The 13758-nt window shown below is 58.3% G+C and carries 12 protein-coding genes; all 12 read right to left on the minus strand.

Annotated features, from left to right (window positions below; genetic code table 11):
• Positions 1-2: 2 nt before the first annotated feature.
• From V8J88_RS09535 to mshL, 12 genes are read right to left on the minus strand one after another with little or no spacing between them, the layout of a single operon-like run.
• Positions 3-644 carry a response regulator gene (locus tag V8J88_RS09535; RefSeq protein ID WP_338849181.1) on the minus strand — a complete coding sequence of 214 codons (642 nt, stop codon included), beginning with the start codon at positions 642-644 and terminating at the stop codon, positions 3-5.
• 9 nt (positions 645-653) lie between these two features.
• On the minus strand, positions 654-1421 hold the full coding sequence (locus V8J88_RS09540) for a hypothetical protein (protein WP_338849182.1): 768 nt from the start codon (positions 1419-1421) through the stop codon (positions 654-656).
• Entirely contained in the window at positions 1418-2185 is a 768-nt protein-coding gene (locus V8J88_RS09545) for an ABC transporter permease (RefSeq protein WP_338849183.1), read from the minus strand. Before V8J88_RS09545 ends, V8J88_RS09540 begins: the two co-directional genes overlap by 4 nt.
• An 8-nt stretch (positions 2186-2193) precedes the next feature.
• The gene (locus V8J88_RS09550; RefSeq protein WP_338849184.1) at positions 2194-2988 is read right to left on the minus strand and encodes a prepilin-type N-terminal cleavage/methylation domain-containing protein; all 795 of its coding nucleotides are present in this window, start codon (positions 2986-2988) and stop codon (positions 2194-2196) included.
• Between the two features lie 17 nt (positions 2989-3005).
• Positions 3006-4454, minus strand: coding sequence for a hypothetical protein (locus tag V8J88_RS09555; protein ID WP_338849185.1), 1449 nt, complete (start codon positions 4452-4454; stop codon positions 3006-3008).
• Positions 4455-4461: 7 nt separating this feature from the next.
• Complete coding sequence (locus V8J88_RS09560) at positions 4462-4929, minus strand: hypothetical protein (RefSeq protein ID WP_338849186.1); 468 nt, start codon at positions 4927-4929, stop codon at positions 4462-4464.
• Positions 4926-5573, minus strand: coding sequence for a hypothetical protein (locus tag V8J88_RS09565; RefSeq protein WP_338849187.1), 648 nt, complete (start codon positions 5571-5573; stop codon positions 4926-4928). Before V8J88_RS09565 ends, V8J88_RS09560 begins: the two co-directional genes overlap by 4 nt.
• Before the next feature lie 17 nt (positions 5574-5590).
• Positions 5591-7198 (minus strand): hypothetical protein, encoded by a 1608-nt coding sequence (locus V8J88_RS09570; RefSeq protein WP_338849188.1) that lies wholly within the window; start codon positions 7196-7198, stop codon positions 5591-5593.
• Position 7199: 1 nt separating this feature from the next.
• Entirely contained in the window at positions 7200-8405 is a 1206-nt protein-coding gene (locus V8J88_RS09575; protein ID WP_338849189.1) for a type II secretion system F family protein, read from the minus strand.
• Positions 8405-10108, minus strand: coding sequence for an ATPase, T2SS/T4P/T4SS family (locus V8J88_RS09580; RefSeq protein WP_338849190.1), 1704 nt, complete (start codon positions 10106-10108; stop codon positions 8405-8407). Before V8J88_RS09580 ends, V8J88_RS09575 begins: the two co-directional genes overlap by 1 nt.
• Positions 10108-11844 (minus strand): tetratricopeptide repeat protein, encoded by a 1737-nt coding sequence (locus V8J88_RS09585; protein ID WP_338849191.1) that lies wholly within the window; start codon positions 11842-11844, stop codon positions 10108-10110. Before V8J88_RS09585 ends, V8J88_RS09580 begins: the two co-directional genes overlap by 1 nt.
• Positions 11841-13535: a pilus (MSHA type) biogenesis protein MshL gene (gene mshL / locus V8J88_RS09590; RefSeq protein WP_338849193.1), complete on the minus strand. Its 1695-nt coding sequence runs from the start codon at positions 13533-13535 to the stop codon at positions 11841-11843. The genes V8J88_RS09585 and mshL overlap by 4 nt, the downstream gene beginning before the upstream one ends.
• Positions 13536-13758: the final 223 nt, after the last annotated feature.

Consider the following 13758-nt stretch of genomic DNA (forward strand, 5'->3'; position numbering starts at 1 on the left):
CCTCATGATTGTTCCGGCGGCGCAGACGCGCCATCGTCGCGCTGGATGCCGAATTTTTTCAGAAAGTAGTACAGATTTTCGCGTTTCACCCCGAGTTTGCGCGCGCTTTGGTGCAAATTGAAGCCGGTTTCTTTCAAAACCTGGCGCACCAGCTTTTCCTCGGCGTCATCCCGCACATTTTTCAACCCTTCGCCGGCGTTTGCATTAATTGCAATCCGGGTCACGCCGGCCATCTGCAATTCGCGCTCTTTGCGTAAAAACAAGGCGGCGCGCTGCAGCGCCTGCAAGATTTGCACGCTGGAAGCCGGTTTGGCCAGAAAATCGAAAGCCCCTTCTTTAATCGCCTCCAGTGCTGCGCTTTCCTGATCCTGCCCGGTCAGCACAATCACTTTCAGATCCAGGCAATCGAGCATGATCTGACGCAGCAATTTAATGCCCTCAGAACTGTCATGGGTGGCTGGCGGCAAGCCCAGATCCAGCAGCACGATATCCGCCGGGGCCTCCGGCGGATGCTGCAAATACTGCCAGGCTTGCTGGCGCTGGCCGGCTTCGCTCACCTGATAGCCGGCCAGTTGCAAGGCGCCGCGCAACATGGCGCGAATCGCGGCATCATCTTCCACCAATAAAACATGCAATGCTTCCATGCCTCTCCTCTATGGCGCGGAAATGGCCTGCGCCTGCAGCTTTCGTTCCATTTCCTGCAGCCGCTGCAATAAAAAATGCACTTCCTGCGGGTCTTTCGCCTCGTTATTGGCGAGCACCGCGCCCAACAGCAAACGCGCGGCTTGCAACTCGTTCATATCTTCCAGCAGGAAGATTTCCATCTGCCGCACCCAGGCCGGCACCTTTGGATCGCGCGCATGTTCGCGCAGCGCTTTGGCGTATTTATGCGCCAGTTGCATATCGTGCAGGCGGTGGCGCGCCAGCACGGCGGCATGCGCCATGGCTTCCCAACGCCGGTTCGGATCTTCCAGAAAGCGTTGATGCACAAATTCGGTCATCATGCGCGCCCGTTGCGCGCCGGGCGCTTCGGCATACAGGCGGGCGGCGGCCAGCAGAGGATATTGGGCCGGCGGATCCAGATCGAGAATCGCGCCCAGCCAGCCGCGCAGCGCGACATAATCCAGTTTGCTGAATGGAATGCTGTGGCCGGCCTGGTAATCATGCGCTTGCAGCGACAACATCTGAAATTTGGCGAAAGCCGCAGATTCGCCCAAGCTGGCCAGGCGCAGCATGGCATAGCTTGGCGGCGGCGTCAGCGCGCTGATGCGCGCGGCAGGCGGCGCTTGATTGGCGTGCCACAGGCATTGCAAGGCGAGCAGGCAGGGCAGGGCCAGCCTTACCGGCCATGGCACGCAATGCAGGGGCCGGTTGGCGCTGCCTTGCAAACGGCGCAGGAAGGAAGGGCTGTGCATAGTCATAATTGCTTGCGATACAAATCAAACAAGGCGGCACAGCCCAGCAGCGCCAGCCAGATCAGCGTCTGCAGCAAGAGCGGCAGCATGCCGCCCCAGCCCGGCGCCTGATACAGCAGCCATTCGGCGCGCGTGAAGCGATCCAGATCCGGCAAGAACCAGGCGATCAGATCGAGCAGACGGGCCAGATAAATTTGCGAATCCTGCATGCCGGCCAACGGCCCTTGTCCCATTAATTGCAAGGCCCCAATCGAGCGCGTCAAGAGATAAAACGCCAGCACCGCCGCCAGTGCGCTGGCGACCTGGCTCAAGGACAAGGCGGTCAAGAGCGCAAACGCGGCCACGATGCATAATTCCCAGCACAATGAAAAACTCCATTGCAAGACCTGGAGCGGATTGGCGTACAGCAGGCAGATGGCGCCGAAGACGGTGGAAAACAGCAAGCTCAACAGCCAAAAGCCGCATAAACGGCCCATCACCCAGGCCGCGCGCGGCAGCGCCAGCGCCAGAGTCAATTCCAAAACCTTGTCGTGAAGCTCGCGCGTGACGCTGGTGACGACAAACGTGGCCAGCAAGAACACCGCCCCCACACGCAGCAAAGCCGCCAGCAGAGCCAATTGCACCTGATTATTTTCCGTAATCGCCAGCGCATGGAAAAATGCCGCGCCCAGAATGCCGCACAGGGAAAAAATCGCCAGCAGCCACAGCAGGCGGTTGCGCATGGCTTCCAACAGGGTGAAGGCGGCGATGGTGGAAATTTGTCGATACATGGGCGTTCTCAAGGCAGGCTGCCGGCGGCGAGCATGCGTGAAATCAGGGTGGAAGTGGACGTCCAGATAAGCACATCGTCAAATTCGCCATTCGTTGCGGTGCGGGCGGCGTTTTCATGCCAGACGAAAATCGTGTCGCCATTGGTGTTTTGCGCTTCGTCCTGACCTAAGTTGACATTCGGCGTGGCCGCGTTTTTGCCGGCGGAATACAGTAAAAACGGGGCTTGGGTGGTGAGTTGATTGGATGTGCCGCCACAATCCACTAATGTCGAATTCGAGCGGCAAATCGTGATCAGATTATTATTCGGCGGCGTGCCGTTGAGGTAAGTGCTCAAGGCCGTCAGGGTATAAGTGCGCACGCCATTGCTGCTGGTCCACATATTCAGGGCGCCGCTGGTGGGCAGATTCGAGACCGCATAGCGGATCCGGTTGATGCTGCCGCTGCCCCAGCCATCCAGCGCATAGCCTTGCGGGTCCACCGGATGGAAGCCCAGCGTGACGGCGGGTAAAAAACCGTCATAGAAATTCGAGCATGATCCATTGCTGGCGTTGCCGCCGGAAGCAAAGCTTTCCGCCCCGTTGCTGCTGGCCGACGCCGGGCAGGGCAGGCGGCCATGCGTCGCCATATAGCCGATCAGCGCTTCGCGCGCAGCTTCCAGCACTTTATTGCTCTCCACTGTTTTTTGCTGTTCCAGCTGCGTCGCCAGGGGCATCATCAAGCCGCCCACCAACAGCGCCACGATGACCAGCACCACGGCCATTTCGACCAGAGAGAAAGCAGCTTGTCGTTTGCCTGTTTGCATAGTCTCACCCTGCAGTTTCATGGCGACACCACCATTTGCACATCATTATATTGTGTGCTCATGGCTGTCCCCACGGCATCATACGCGCCATTGCCTGCGGCATTGGTCACAGAGTCCAGATAGTCTTGCAACAGCGTGCTGCTGCAACAACCGGTTTGGTCGCGCCCCGCGCTGGCGGCATAGGGCGGCGTGCTCATATCCGGGGTTTGTCCGGCTACAAGTTTGATGGGGCGGCCTGTGCCGATCAAGATGGCGCGCAGACTGCCCTGGCTGCCGGCTTGCAACAGGCTGCCGGGGCCGTTGCAATTGCTGCTGCCAGGCGTACAGGCGGCGGCTGCATGATAGTAAATAAAATTGCCCCAGGAAGCGGAGTTAAACCAGCTTGGCAAGCCGCTTAAAAAATCGCCGCTGGCGCATGTGCCCAGGGCCAGCGGCAAGAAACCGCTGTTTTTCGTGTTATCGCAAGCATTGCCGCTCACGCCCAATGCGGCGGCGTAGGGAAAATAGGCTTTGCTGGTGAAAAAATTGCGCAAGGCATTGCGCGCTTCTTGCATGGCGCGTTTTTGCAAATACTGCATCAGTTCATCAATCGTCACATACAGCAGGCGGTCATTAAACACATACGGATGGCCATAGTTGCTGTCATTGCCTTTCACCAGCGACATATCTTTGCCCATGATGAAGTCATTGCCGGGCGAAAACGCGCCGTTGTCATATACGCCGGGCACGCATGGCGCGGTGCAGGTGGAGGCCACGGTCACCTGATCCAGGTATTGACGCGGAATGCCCAGCGGCAGGCGGCGGTTTTGCGTATTCACTTTGACGCGCGGCAAAATCAGCACAAACGCGACCCGGTTGGATAAGACATTGCCAAGATGGTCGCGCACCGTCAGCCAGGGGTAGGGCAGTTGATTCGCCACATTACACGCCCGCACCGGACTTGCCGGATAAGTCCAATTCAAGATCGCCGGATTGAGTTTGCCGGCCAGGCAAGCAGCGTCGAGCAAATTGGCCGACACCGCATACCATGGAATCAAGCCAAAACCGTCTTGCTGCTCAATCGCCTGCGGCGTCATATTCAAGCTGCGCCAGGGCAGGCGGCCAAAGCAGCGCGAATTCACATTCAAGCTCGGGCGTATCGAGCTGCTGGTGTCGGGACAATGCAGATCCTGCGTGCCGTCATAATCCGGGCTGGCTTCGCTGATGGTGTTCAGCACATCCGGCCAGGGCAATTGGCCGAGTTCCGCACCGCCCGGCATCACGGCATACGCCAGCAAGGCTTCTTTGGCTTGCGATAACAGCCGGATTTCTTCCTGCTCGCGCGCAATCTGGCCATTTGCGGCATTGAGTGAGCGCAGCAAAAGCCAGGATGCTGTCACCACGAAGACGGTCAGCATCAGCAAAATCACCACCCCGGCTTGCCGTTGCGGCCGGCGCAATCTGAACTGGCGTGTGCGGAGGGACATATGCTGCTCACTTACTATGCATGACGCTGCGCACCTGCGCCTCGGCATCTATCATCTCGCCGCTTTTTAAGCGGGCGCGGCGGCCATCTGGCAGGGTGATCTGCAGCTCGCCATGTTGCGGCGCACCCGGCAAAGCCTGTTGATTCACCCAATACGTGGCCGGGCCGCGACTGCGTTTGATATAGCCGTTGAATTGCAGCGGCGTGACGCCCTGCGCCGGCGCTGGCGTGCTGGGCGCCGGCGTCGGCGCAGCTGCCGGCTTGCTCGGGGTGAGGATGATGTCATCGTTGAATTGCGGCGCCGGCGGCAGCGGTTTGCCGGTTCGCCGGCGCAACTCATCGAGTTGCTCGCGTTGCGCCGGGGTGCTCAGCAAGCGCCCCGGTTGGAATGCCGGCGTGGTTTGCGCCGCCAGCGGCGCGCTTTGCGCAAGCAGGCTGCACAGCGGCAAAATGAAATGAAGAAACGGCAGTTTCATGGCCCCCCCTTTTCTTTCATTGTAATAAATAAGAGCGTGCAGTCAGCCGCCATTCCGGTCGGTTGCGGATTATCCTGCGTCGGGCCGATGCGCTGAATATTGCACGCCAGCGGCAAGAAAAAATGCTGGGCGCGCAATTGCTGCAAAAACACATACAAATCCATCTCATGCAGCAGCTTCATATTCAAGCCCATGCGGCTGCCGCGCAACTCCAGATTGGCCAGATTCAGGGCGGGATCGGCCGGCAGAGTCTGCTGCGGCAGAATTTCATAGCTGACCGGCAGAAAATTATGCTCGTTTTGAATTTGCCGCACAGCGTCAATCCATTCCAGCCGGTTTTCCTCGCCGACAATGTTTTGCTTGCGCAATTTGATGTACTCCGGCTGCGAATCAAGAATGGCCCGCTTTTCATTTTCCACTTCTTGCAATTTGGCCTGCGCAGCTGCGCGCGCTTGCATGGCTTCCTGTTTTTGCGCTGCCTGCCAATCCTGCAAAAACAGGCTGCCAAGGCCAAACAGCACGCTCAGGCCCAGGCTGATGCCGGCAAACATAAAAGCTTTGCGCAAATGGGGCAAATCATCGCGCATAAAATCCGGTGCGCCGCCGCGCGCGCCTTCCGCCAGGGTATCAGCAGGGTTGCTCATCGCCATCGTCACGTCCCTTATGGCTGCGCCGCCGGCGCGCTCAGCGCGCCAGCCGGCAGCAGGATGATTTGCAAACTGAAGGGCGCTTTGGCGTCATGTTCAAACTTACCGGCCTGGCCGCGTAAAGAGCCGCCCGGATTAACATTCAAAGGCCACTTCCTGGGATTGACGCGCAAGCCTTTGTCCGCACTCAAATCTTGCACAAATTCCTGCGCCAGCAGCATCGCTTGCCGGTAATCATAATCAAATGGAAACACCTCGCCTTCGACCAGCAGCGATTGAAAAGGCGCGCGCGGCAAACCCAAGAGCGCCGGATTGGCCGGCGGCGCATTCGGCGTCGCTTGCTGCATCTGCGGCGCGGCCCCGGATAAGGCCGGCGCATCGGTATCGCTGACCATCCATTGCAGCTGAGTCACGCGGATTTTCGGATGGCGCTCCAACACAGCGGATAATTGTTGCAAAACCGGCCAGGGCCAGGCCCCGTTGGCCGTCATCATCTTATGCAACTCAACCGCCGCCTTCATATCATTCGGCTTGCCCACCATGTGCGGCAAATTCGCCATCACATTTTGATAGGCGCGCGTGGCTTGCTGCTCTTGCTGGCGCAATTGACGCGTTTCCTGCCAATCGCGCCAGGTTTGCCACCAGGCGTTTGCGCAATACAGCAGGGCCACCCCGGCGCAAGCCACCCCGGCGGCGCGGCAGGCGGTTTGCAGTCTCAGCAATTGATAATGGCGGCTGGCCCCGGCGGGCGCATATTGATTCGGCGGCGGGTGTTTCGCCAGCACTGATAAAAACAGCGCGTCGGCATAGCGCTGGCCGGGCGGCAGGCGCAAACTGAGTAATTTGGCGGCTTGGTCAAGATCAAAAAATTGATGTTGTTGCAGCGCCAGCTCATCGCCGCTGTTTTCAATAAAATCCAGCACATCGGCCCCGGCCAGAATGCCGACATTGATTTCCTCACTGCGCGCCAGCAGGCGCGTGCTGGCCAGAAATTCGCGCGTCTTATTGATTTCCACCACCATCTTTTCGGCCATATGCAAAGCGCTGTCTTCCAGCAAGGGCACCAGCCGAGAAAAGCGCAGGCGGCCATGCAGAAAATAGCTTTGGCGCAGCCCGTTTGACTGTCGCGTCACCAGTAAGAGATGTTCAATATCCAGACGCAGCTTGCGAAACAGCAGGGGGCCGAGCAGGGCAACCGAATACATGCCCAGAAAAGGCGCGCGCGCCAAATGGATCTGGCGCAACCAGCCTTGCACCAGGCTGACATTGGTCAGCGCGGAAAACAGCACCATATCATCGCGCCGGCCTTCTTCTTCGCGTTCCTGGGCGCTGGCGTGGGTGTAGGGCGTTTCGCGATACAGCTGGGCGGCGCGGCGGGCGATCAGATTGCGGTGGGCCTGGCCGCGCACATGCGGCACATGATCGCGCTTGAAATTTTCTTCAATAAAATCGCTCAACACCAGCAAAGGCAGGCCGGGATGACGCTTGAGCCAGGCGCCGAAAGCCTGCCAGCCGTTTTCATTGTGCTCAAATGACTCCATCTGCGGCGACAGCTGCGCGCCTTGCCAGCGCCATACGCTGGCCTGCATATTCGTCAAATACAATAAGCCGCGCGCCGCCATATCAGACCTTGATTTTACTGATGGTGTCGTAAATCGGCCCCAGTACTGAGAGCATGATCCACCCCAGAATCAAGCCTAAAATCACCGTCATCACCGGCTCAATCAAGGCTTGCACTTTTTCAATTTGCTCGGAAATGTCGCGGTTATAAAAATAGCTGACATTTTTCAAGGCATTATCCAGCGCGCCGGTGGCTTCGCCGACTTTGAGCATGCGCAACACCAGCGGCGGGAAAATGCCGGTGGTCTCAAAGCCGGAAGTCACGCCCTGGCCCTCGGAAATCAATTGACGCGCGCGGCGCAGACCGGTGGCGATCACTTCATTATCCACAATCCCCTCAGACAGGCGGATGCATTCGATAATGCTGATGCCGGCCCCATACATCAGGCCAAAAAAAGTGGCAAAGCGCGCCAGAATGATTTTGTGCAAAATCGGCCCCACCAGCCATACCGAAAGCTTAAACGCATCAAAGCGGTAGCGCGCCTGCGCATTGGTTTTGACCGCAATCACGGTGAGCGCGCCGAGCAGAAGCGGCAGACCCATGATCAGGTACCAGTAATTGACAAAAAAATTGGAAACCGCAATCAGGGCGCGCGCATGCAGCGGCAATTGCTGACCCATATTTTTGATGAACAGGGTTAATTGCGGCACCAGATAAATCATCAAAAAAAACGTCACCGCAATCACCGTCACCGCCACAAAGCTGGGATACATCAAAAGCTTTTTGGTCTTCGCGCTCAATTCATCCTGCCACTTCAAGCTTTGCGTCAAATTTGCAAACACCTCCGGCAGCTTGCCGCTTTGCTCGCCCGCCGTCACCAGGCTGGTGAAGGTTTTATCAAACACCTTGGGATGATAGGCCATGGCTTCCGAGAGCTGCATGCCGCCTTCAATGTTTTCCAGCAAATCGGCAATCACCTCGCGCATGCGCGGATGGTCGGTGCTGTCGCGCAAATCGGTCAGGCCGCTCAAGATCGGCACCCCGGCGGCGCTTAATTGCTCCATATGAAAGCAAAACGTGATCAAATCTTTACGCTCGATATTGCGGGTGGTGAAGCTGATGGTTTCGCGCCTTTTCTGCTGGTAATCGATTAAATCCAATTCCATGCGGCGCAAGCGCAATTCCAGATCAAGCACATTCACCGCGTCCATCTGGCCGCGCACCTGCGCGCCCTGGCTATCCATCGCACTGTAGGTAAATAAAGGCATCAACCCACCCTGTCGGTCAAGTCCACCACGCGCGAAACTTCTTCCAGCGTGGTCGAGCCATCCAGCACACGGCGCAGGGCGTCTTCCACCAGCGGCTTAAAGCCGCGCGCAAAGGCAGCTTCGCGCAATTCGCGCACCGGCGCGCGGCGCGCCACCAGATCGTCCAGATCGGCGTTGAATTTCAAAATTTCCATCACCGCCAGCCGCCCTTTGTAACCATGCTGCTTGCACAGCTCGCAACCGACCGGGCGGTAGATTTTCAGCGCAGGGTTCAAGCCGGCAGAGCCTAACAACACGCGCTCATAGTCTTGCGGCGTATCGGCCTGCTTGCAATGCGGGCACAGGGTGCGCACTAAACGCTGCGCCACAATGCCGATGATATTGCCGGCCATTAAATCAGGCTTGATGCCGATATCCAGCAAACGCGGAATCGCCCCGATCGCCGAATTGGTGTGCAGCGTGGAATACACCTGATGCCCGGTCATGGCCGCCGCCAGCGCCATTTCCGCCGTTTCGCGGTCGCGGATTTCGCCCACCAGAATGATGTCGGGATCTTGCCGCATCATTGAGCGGATGCCGCTGGCAAAGCCCATTTTCGCCGCCTCATTCACCGAGGTCTGGCGGATCATATTCATGGGATATTCAACCGGATCTTCCAGCGTCATGATATTCACGCTTTCGGTGTTGATATGGTTCAACACCGAATACAGCGTGGTGGTTTTGCCGCTGCCGGTGGGGCCGGTGACCAGAATAATGCCTTCCGGGCGCGCCAGCATCAGCTTGAGCAGGGCCAGATTCTCTTCCGCCAGACCCAGACCATCGAGCGGCACAATGCCGCGCTGACGGTCTAAAATCCGCAGCACCATGTTTTCCCCGTGCGAGGTGGGCTGGGCCGAGGCGCGGAAATCAATTTGCCGGCCAGAAAACTGAATCGAAATCCGCCCATCCTGCGGCGCGCGGGTTTCGGCAATATTCATATTGCTCATCACTTTTAAACGCACCGCCATCGCCGGCCAGTAATTTTTATGCAGGCTGCGGATCTGCCGCAAAATCCCGTCGATGCGGTAGCGGATGCGCAAAAAGAATTGCTCCGGCTCAAAGTGAATATCAGAAGCGCCGGATTGCACCGCATCAGCCAGCAAAGCGTCAATCAAACGCACCAGCGGCTGGCTGTACTCATCCGAAACAGACTGCATGCTCTGGTAATTCACTTCACCGGTTTCGATTTCATGCAAGATGCCGTCAATCGACAATTCAAAGCCGTAATACTGATCAATGGCATGCGCGATATCCGATTCCGACGCCAGCATCGGCTCAATACTCTGGCCCGGCCCCAGCATGGCGCTGATCTGGTCCAAGGCCACCACATTATTGGTGTCGCCCATGGCCAGACGCAGCTGTTTTAAGTCCTTGTCATAGACCAGCGGAAAAACCTGATAGCGCTTGGCCACATCTTTGGGAATCAGGCGCAAAGCTTGCGCATCGACCACCATCTTGGAAAGGTCGGTGCTTTGCTGATTGAGGTTTTCCGAAAGCGCTTCGCGAACCGTGGCTTCGGTGACAAAACCCAATTGAATCAAAAGCTTGCCCAAAGGCGCACCGCTTGCGCGCTGTTCAATCAGGGCAATCCGCAATTGATCTTCACTGATCACGCCCTTGCTGATCAAAAGCTTGCCTAAGGGCAGCTTGGCCGGCGCATTCATCACTTGGCTCCAGCCGCTTGCAATTGCGCCACCCGCGTTTGCGCCGCCTCGCGTGCAAACGCGCTGGCGCCGGGCGTGCTCAAGGCTTTTTGGTAATACTCCAGCGCCAGCCGGCTTTGTCCCAGACGATCCAGGGCAATCGCCAGATTGAATTGGTAATCCGGATTGCCGGGGGCCAGCGTGTAGGCGCGGAAATAGCTTTGTTGCGCATCATTCCAGCGCTGCTGCTGCGCATACAGATTGCCCAGCACAAAATGCAAGGCCGGCGCCTGCGGATGTTGCAGCAGAATTTTATTGATGCGCGCCGCGCCCGCCTGCGCATCCATGCTCTGCATGCCGGTCAGCGCGGCGGCCGCATCCGGGTCGAGCGGATCAATTTCCAGCAGACGCAGATAATGTTGTGCGGCCTGTTCTTCCTGGCCTTGCAATTGCGCAGCCGCAGCCAGCCCCAGATGGGCGTCGCGGTTATCCGCATCCGCCTGCAACACCTGCAGCCAGAGTGTGCGCGCTTGCGCCGGCTGGCCGTTTTGCCAGGCTTGCCAGGCTTGCTGCAAGATGGGCAATAAAGGCGTTTCCCGTTTTTCCAGCACAATCGCGCCAGCTTTGCTGTGCCGCGCTGCCGTGCTTGCTTCTTGCCTTGCTTCTTGCTGCCGGCCTGGCTGGGCCGGGGTTTTGATGCGCAAAATCTGCTGATCCAAGGTATTGCTGAGCACTTGGCGCGCAGCGGGCGGCGGCGCCGCTGTGGCTGGCGCTGCCTGCGCCGCACTGGCTTGCTTGAGCGGACTGGCGGAATTGGCGGAAGCGGGGGAAGCGGCGGCGGCCGCAAGCGGTGGGGCGGCGGATGTCGCCGCCGCCGTTGGCGCAGTAGCCGGCGGCGCAGCAAGCGGCGGCGCCGTGGCCAGCGCAGGCGCCGCCGCGCCCGGCCCTGGACCTGGCCCCGCGCCAGGGGGAAGCGGCGCAACAAAGCTGTTCGCCTGGTTTTGCGTAGCCAGGAAAAACCAGGCGCCGCCCAGCGACAGGGCCGACAAGCCCAGCAGCGCAATCAGGGCTAAGCGCTTATTGCTGGCCGGCTTGCGCGTGGCCAGCATGCTTTGCGCCTGTTTTTGTTGTTGCTTTTGCTGTTGCTGCTGGCTTTGCTGTTCCGCCTGCATGCGCTGCAAATCGGGCGCGCTGGCAAATCCGCTCATGCGCGCCTGTTTGCCTTCTTCCAGCGGCGTGCCGGCGCTTGAGACTTGCGCAGCTTCTGGTGCGGCATCCTGCGCGACAGCCGGCTTAGGCGGCGCAGGCGCAAACTCAGGCGTCAGATCGGCCAATTCTTCCAAATCCAGCGCCGGTTTTTTATACGCATTGTTGCGCGCATTCAATAAAGCCTGGGCTTGAAAAGCCCCGCTGGCATGCGGGTTGCCTGGCGCGGGACTTGGCTCAGCCGGGCTGAGCGGCGCTTGTGGCGCCAAGCCCAAGCCTGGCGTGGCCGAGTCCGCCGGGGCCGGGCTTGTGGGGGGGGCCGGCAGCGCCAGATCCGGATTCAAAGCGCTGTCATCGAGCTCCGGCACATTTTCAATTTCCGCCAAAGGCTCTAATTGCAAATCAGGAAAATCGACATCCTCATCAGGCTGGCTGCGCGCGCTGGAAGAAAACGCATGCGCCTGGCTGTCATCCGGTGCGGCGGCCGGCGGCGGCGCCTGTTCTGCGCGTTCGCGTTCGGCCTTTTTCAAGGCTTGCATCAGCAAGCTCATGTTTTACCTCCCGTCGCCTGCGGCGTGCTTTCTTGCAATAAGCGCTGCATATTCCGATAGTCGCCTTGTATGCTGGCCTCTTTCACCACCACCGGACGCATGAAAATCACTAATTCGGTTTTGCTGCTGTTTTCATTGCGATAGGCGAATAAATTGCCGATCACCGGCAATTGCCCCAGCGTGGGCACGGCGTCGCGCTGATTTTCCACCGCATCCTGCATCAAGCCGCCCATCACCGCCGTCTGCCCATTCGAGACTTTCAAAACCGATTCCATTTCGCGCGCCTGCACCACCGGCACTTTCGAGGTGACATTGCTGGTGGCCAGCGCCGGATTCGGATCTTGCACATAGCCGACAATGCGCGTAATGGTGGGGCGCACATTCAGCGTCACTTCATCATTTTCAGCAATTTGCGGCGTCACGCTCATCACCAGCCCGACCGGCACCGTATTGAGCTGAGAGGTATAGGTGGAAATCGCCGCCGAACCATTGCTGCCCGGCGTGACTGTGGCGGTGATGGTGAAATACACGCTGTTATCCACCACTTTCAAAATCGCAGTCTGATTATTTAAAACACTGATTTTGGGACTGGACAAGACTTTGACTTTGCCAAAGCTTTCCAGCAGCTGCAAGGTGGCGGTCAAATCGCCAATCGCGGTATTCGGGCGAATCCAATTCATCAAGAACACGCCCGGGGTGACGCCCGGGGTGACGCCAGAGGGCAGGGTGTTAGTTCCGATTTGTCCCTGGGTGAAGGTGGCCCCGCTGGAATTGGCGTTGGCCACCCGGCTCCAGTTAATCCCCTGTTGAAAGTTTTCTGACAACTTGACTTCAATGATGGTGGCTTCAATCAATACCTGGCGTTTGGCCGAGGTTTGCACCAAGTCCAGGAACTCGGCGATTTTTTCATGTTGGCGCCCGGTGGCGCGCACCGTGATCAAACCGGTTTCGGGGTTGGCGATGACGGAGGCGGCTTCACGGAATACCGGGCCAGTGCTGGCGCCGGCTGGCGCTGCCGGCGGGCTTTGCGGCGCGCTTTGATTTGCGCCGGAAAGCGCAGCCAGCGTGCCGCCCGGCGTGGCCGCACTGGGCGGTGCGCTTGCCGCCGCAGGAGCTGGAGCCGCTTTTTCATCGCTCACCAGCTTATCGGTTTCTCGCAAGACATCTTTGATGTTTTGCACCAGGGTCTCCCAAAACCGGTTATTCGAGGTATTGTTGACCGAGGTGGTGGAGGTATTCCCGCCGGAACCAGCCGCACCGCTCGCGCCAGGGGTGGAAATCTGGGTTGCAATACTGACCGTGCTGCTGGTGTTGCGGCTGATATTCACATAATCAATTTTGTAATGCTTCAGAAAAGGCGCATCCGGCAGAATCAAGAGATTATTGCCTTGCAGCTCATAACGCATATCCACCTGCTGCGCAATGCGTTTTAGCAATTGCGGCAAACTCTGGTCGAGCGCATTCAAGGTCACTTCACCTTGAATCGAAGGGTGGATATCAATATTCAATTTGGCGTCGCGCGCCAGGGCGAACAACAACGATTGCAGCGGCGCCCGGTACACCGTGACGCTATACGTTTCCGGTTTTTGCCCCGCCTTGGGCGGCGCCAGTTGCGGGCTGCGTGTGACTGGCGCAGGAATAGCGCTGTTGTCGCCGCTGCGCGGGGCGGCTTGTAAATGTTGATCCGACATCTGGATCTGTTGCGTACGGCAGGCAAACAGACTGCCTAGCGAGAGGGCATAAACTGCATAAACGGCAAATCTGCGCATAATATTCCACTTTTGGCCAGCGGGAAAAACCATCCCCTTGTGTTGAAATTATCACGCTTTCCTCCTTCCCGCAGGAAAAAGCATGTCAAAGCTTAAAGATTTGCAAGCTGCAATAAAGCCTCAGATGCAGGAATACAACAAGCGG

Source organism: Massilia sp. W12, from assembly GCF_037300705.1.
Classification (GTDB): Bacteria; Pseudomonadota; Gammaproteobacteria; order Burkholderiales; family Burkholderiaceae_D; genus JACPVY01.

What these genes read in the sequence shown, in the direction of transcription:
- V8J88_RS09535 (WP_338849181.1), bottom strand. Translation starts at nt 644, where the DNA reads ATGGAAGCATTGCATGTTTTATTGGTGGAAGATGATGCCGCGATTCGC.
- V8J88_RS09540 (WP_338849182.1), bottom strand. Translation starts at nt 1,421, where the DNA reads ATGACTATGCACAGCCCTTCCTTCCTGCGCCGTTTGCAAGGCAGCGCC.
- V8J88_RS09545 (WP_338849183.1), bottom strand. Translation starts at nt 2,185, where the DNA reads ATGTATCGACAAATTTCCACCATCGCCGCCTTCACCCTGTTGGAAGCC.
- V8J88_RS09550 (WP_338849184.1), bottom strand. Translation starts at nt 2,988, where the DNA reads ATGCAAACAGGCAAACGACAAGCTGCTTTCTCTCTGGTCGAAATGGCC.
- V8J88_RS09555 (WP_338849185.1), bottom strand. Translation starts at nt 4,454, where the DNA reads ATGTCCCTCCGCACACGCCAGTTCAGATTGCGCCGGCCGCAACGGCAA.
- V8J88_RS09560 (WP_338849186.1), bottom strand. Translation starts at nt 4,929, where the DNA reads ATGAAACTGCCGTTTCTTCATTTCATTTTGCCGCTGTGCAGCCTGCTT.
- V8J88_RS09565 (WP_338849187.1), bottom strand. Translation starts at nt 5,573, where the DNA reads ATGAGCAACCCTGCTGATACCCTGGCGGAAGGCGCGCGCGGCGGCGCA.
- V8J88_RS09570 (WP_338849188.1), bottom strand. Translation starts at nt 7,198, where the DNA reads ATGGCGGCGCGCGGCTTATTGTATTTGACGAATATGCAGGCCAGCGTA.
- V8J88_RS09575 (WP_338849189.1), bottom strand. Translation starts at nt 8,405, where the DNA reads ATGCCTTTATTTACCTACAGTGCGATGGATAGCCAGGGCGCGCAGGTG.
- V8J88_RS09580 (WP_338849190.1), bottom strand. Translation starts at nt 10,108, where the DNA reads ATGAATGCGCCGGCCAAGCTGCCCTTAGGCAAGCTTTTGATCAGCAAG.
- V8J88_RS09585 (WP_338849191.1), bottom strand. Translation starts at nt 11,844, where the DNA reads ATGAGCTTGCTGATGCAAGCCTTGAAAAAGGCCGAACGCGAACGCGCA.
- mshL (WP_338849193.1), bottom strand. Translation starts at nt 13,535, where the DNA reads ATGTCGGATCAACATTTACAAGCCGCCCCGCGCAGCGGCGACAACAGC.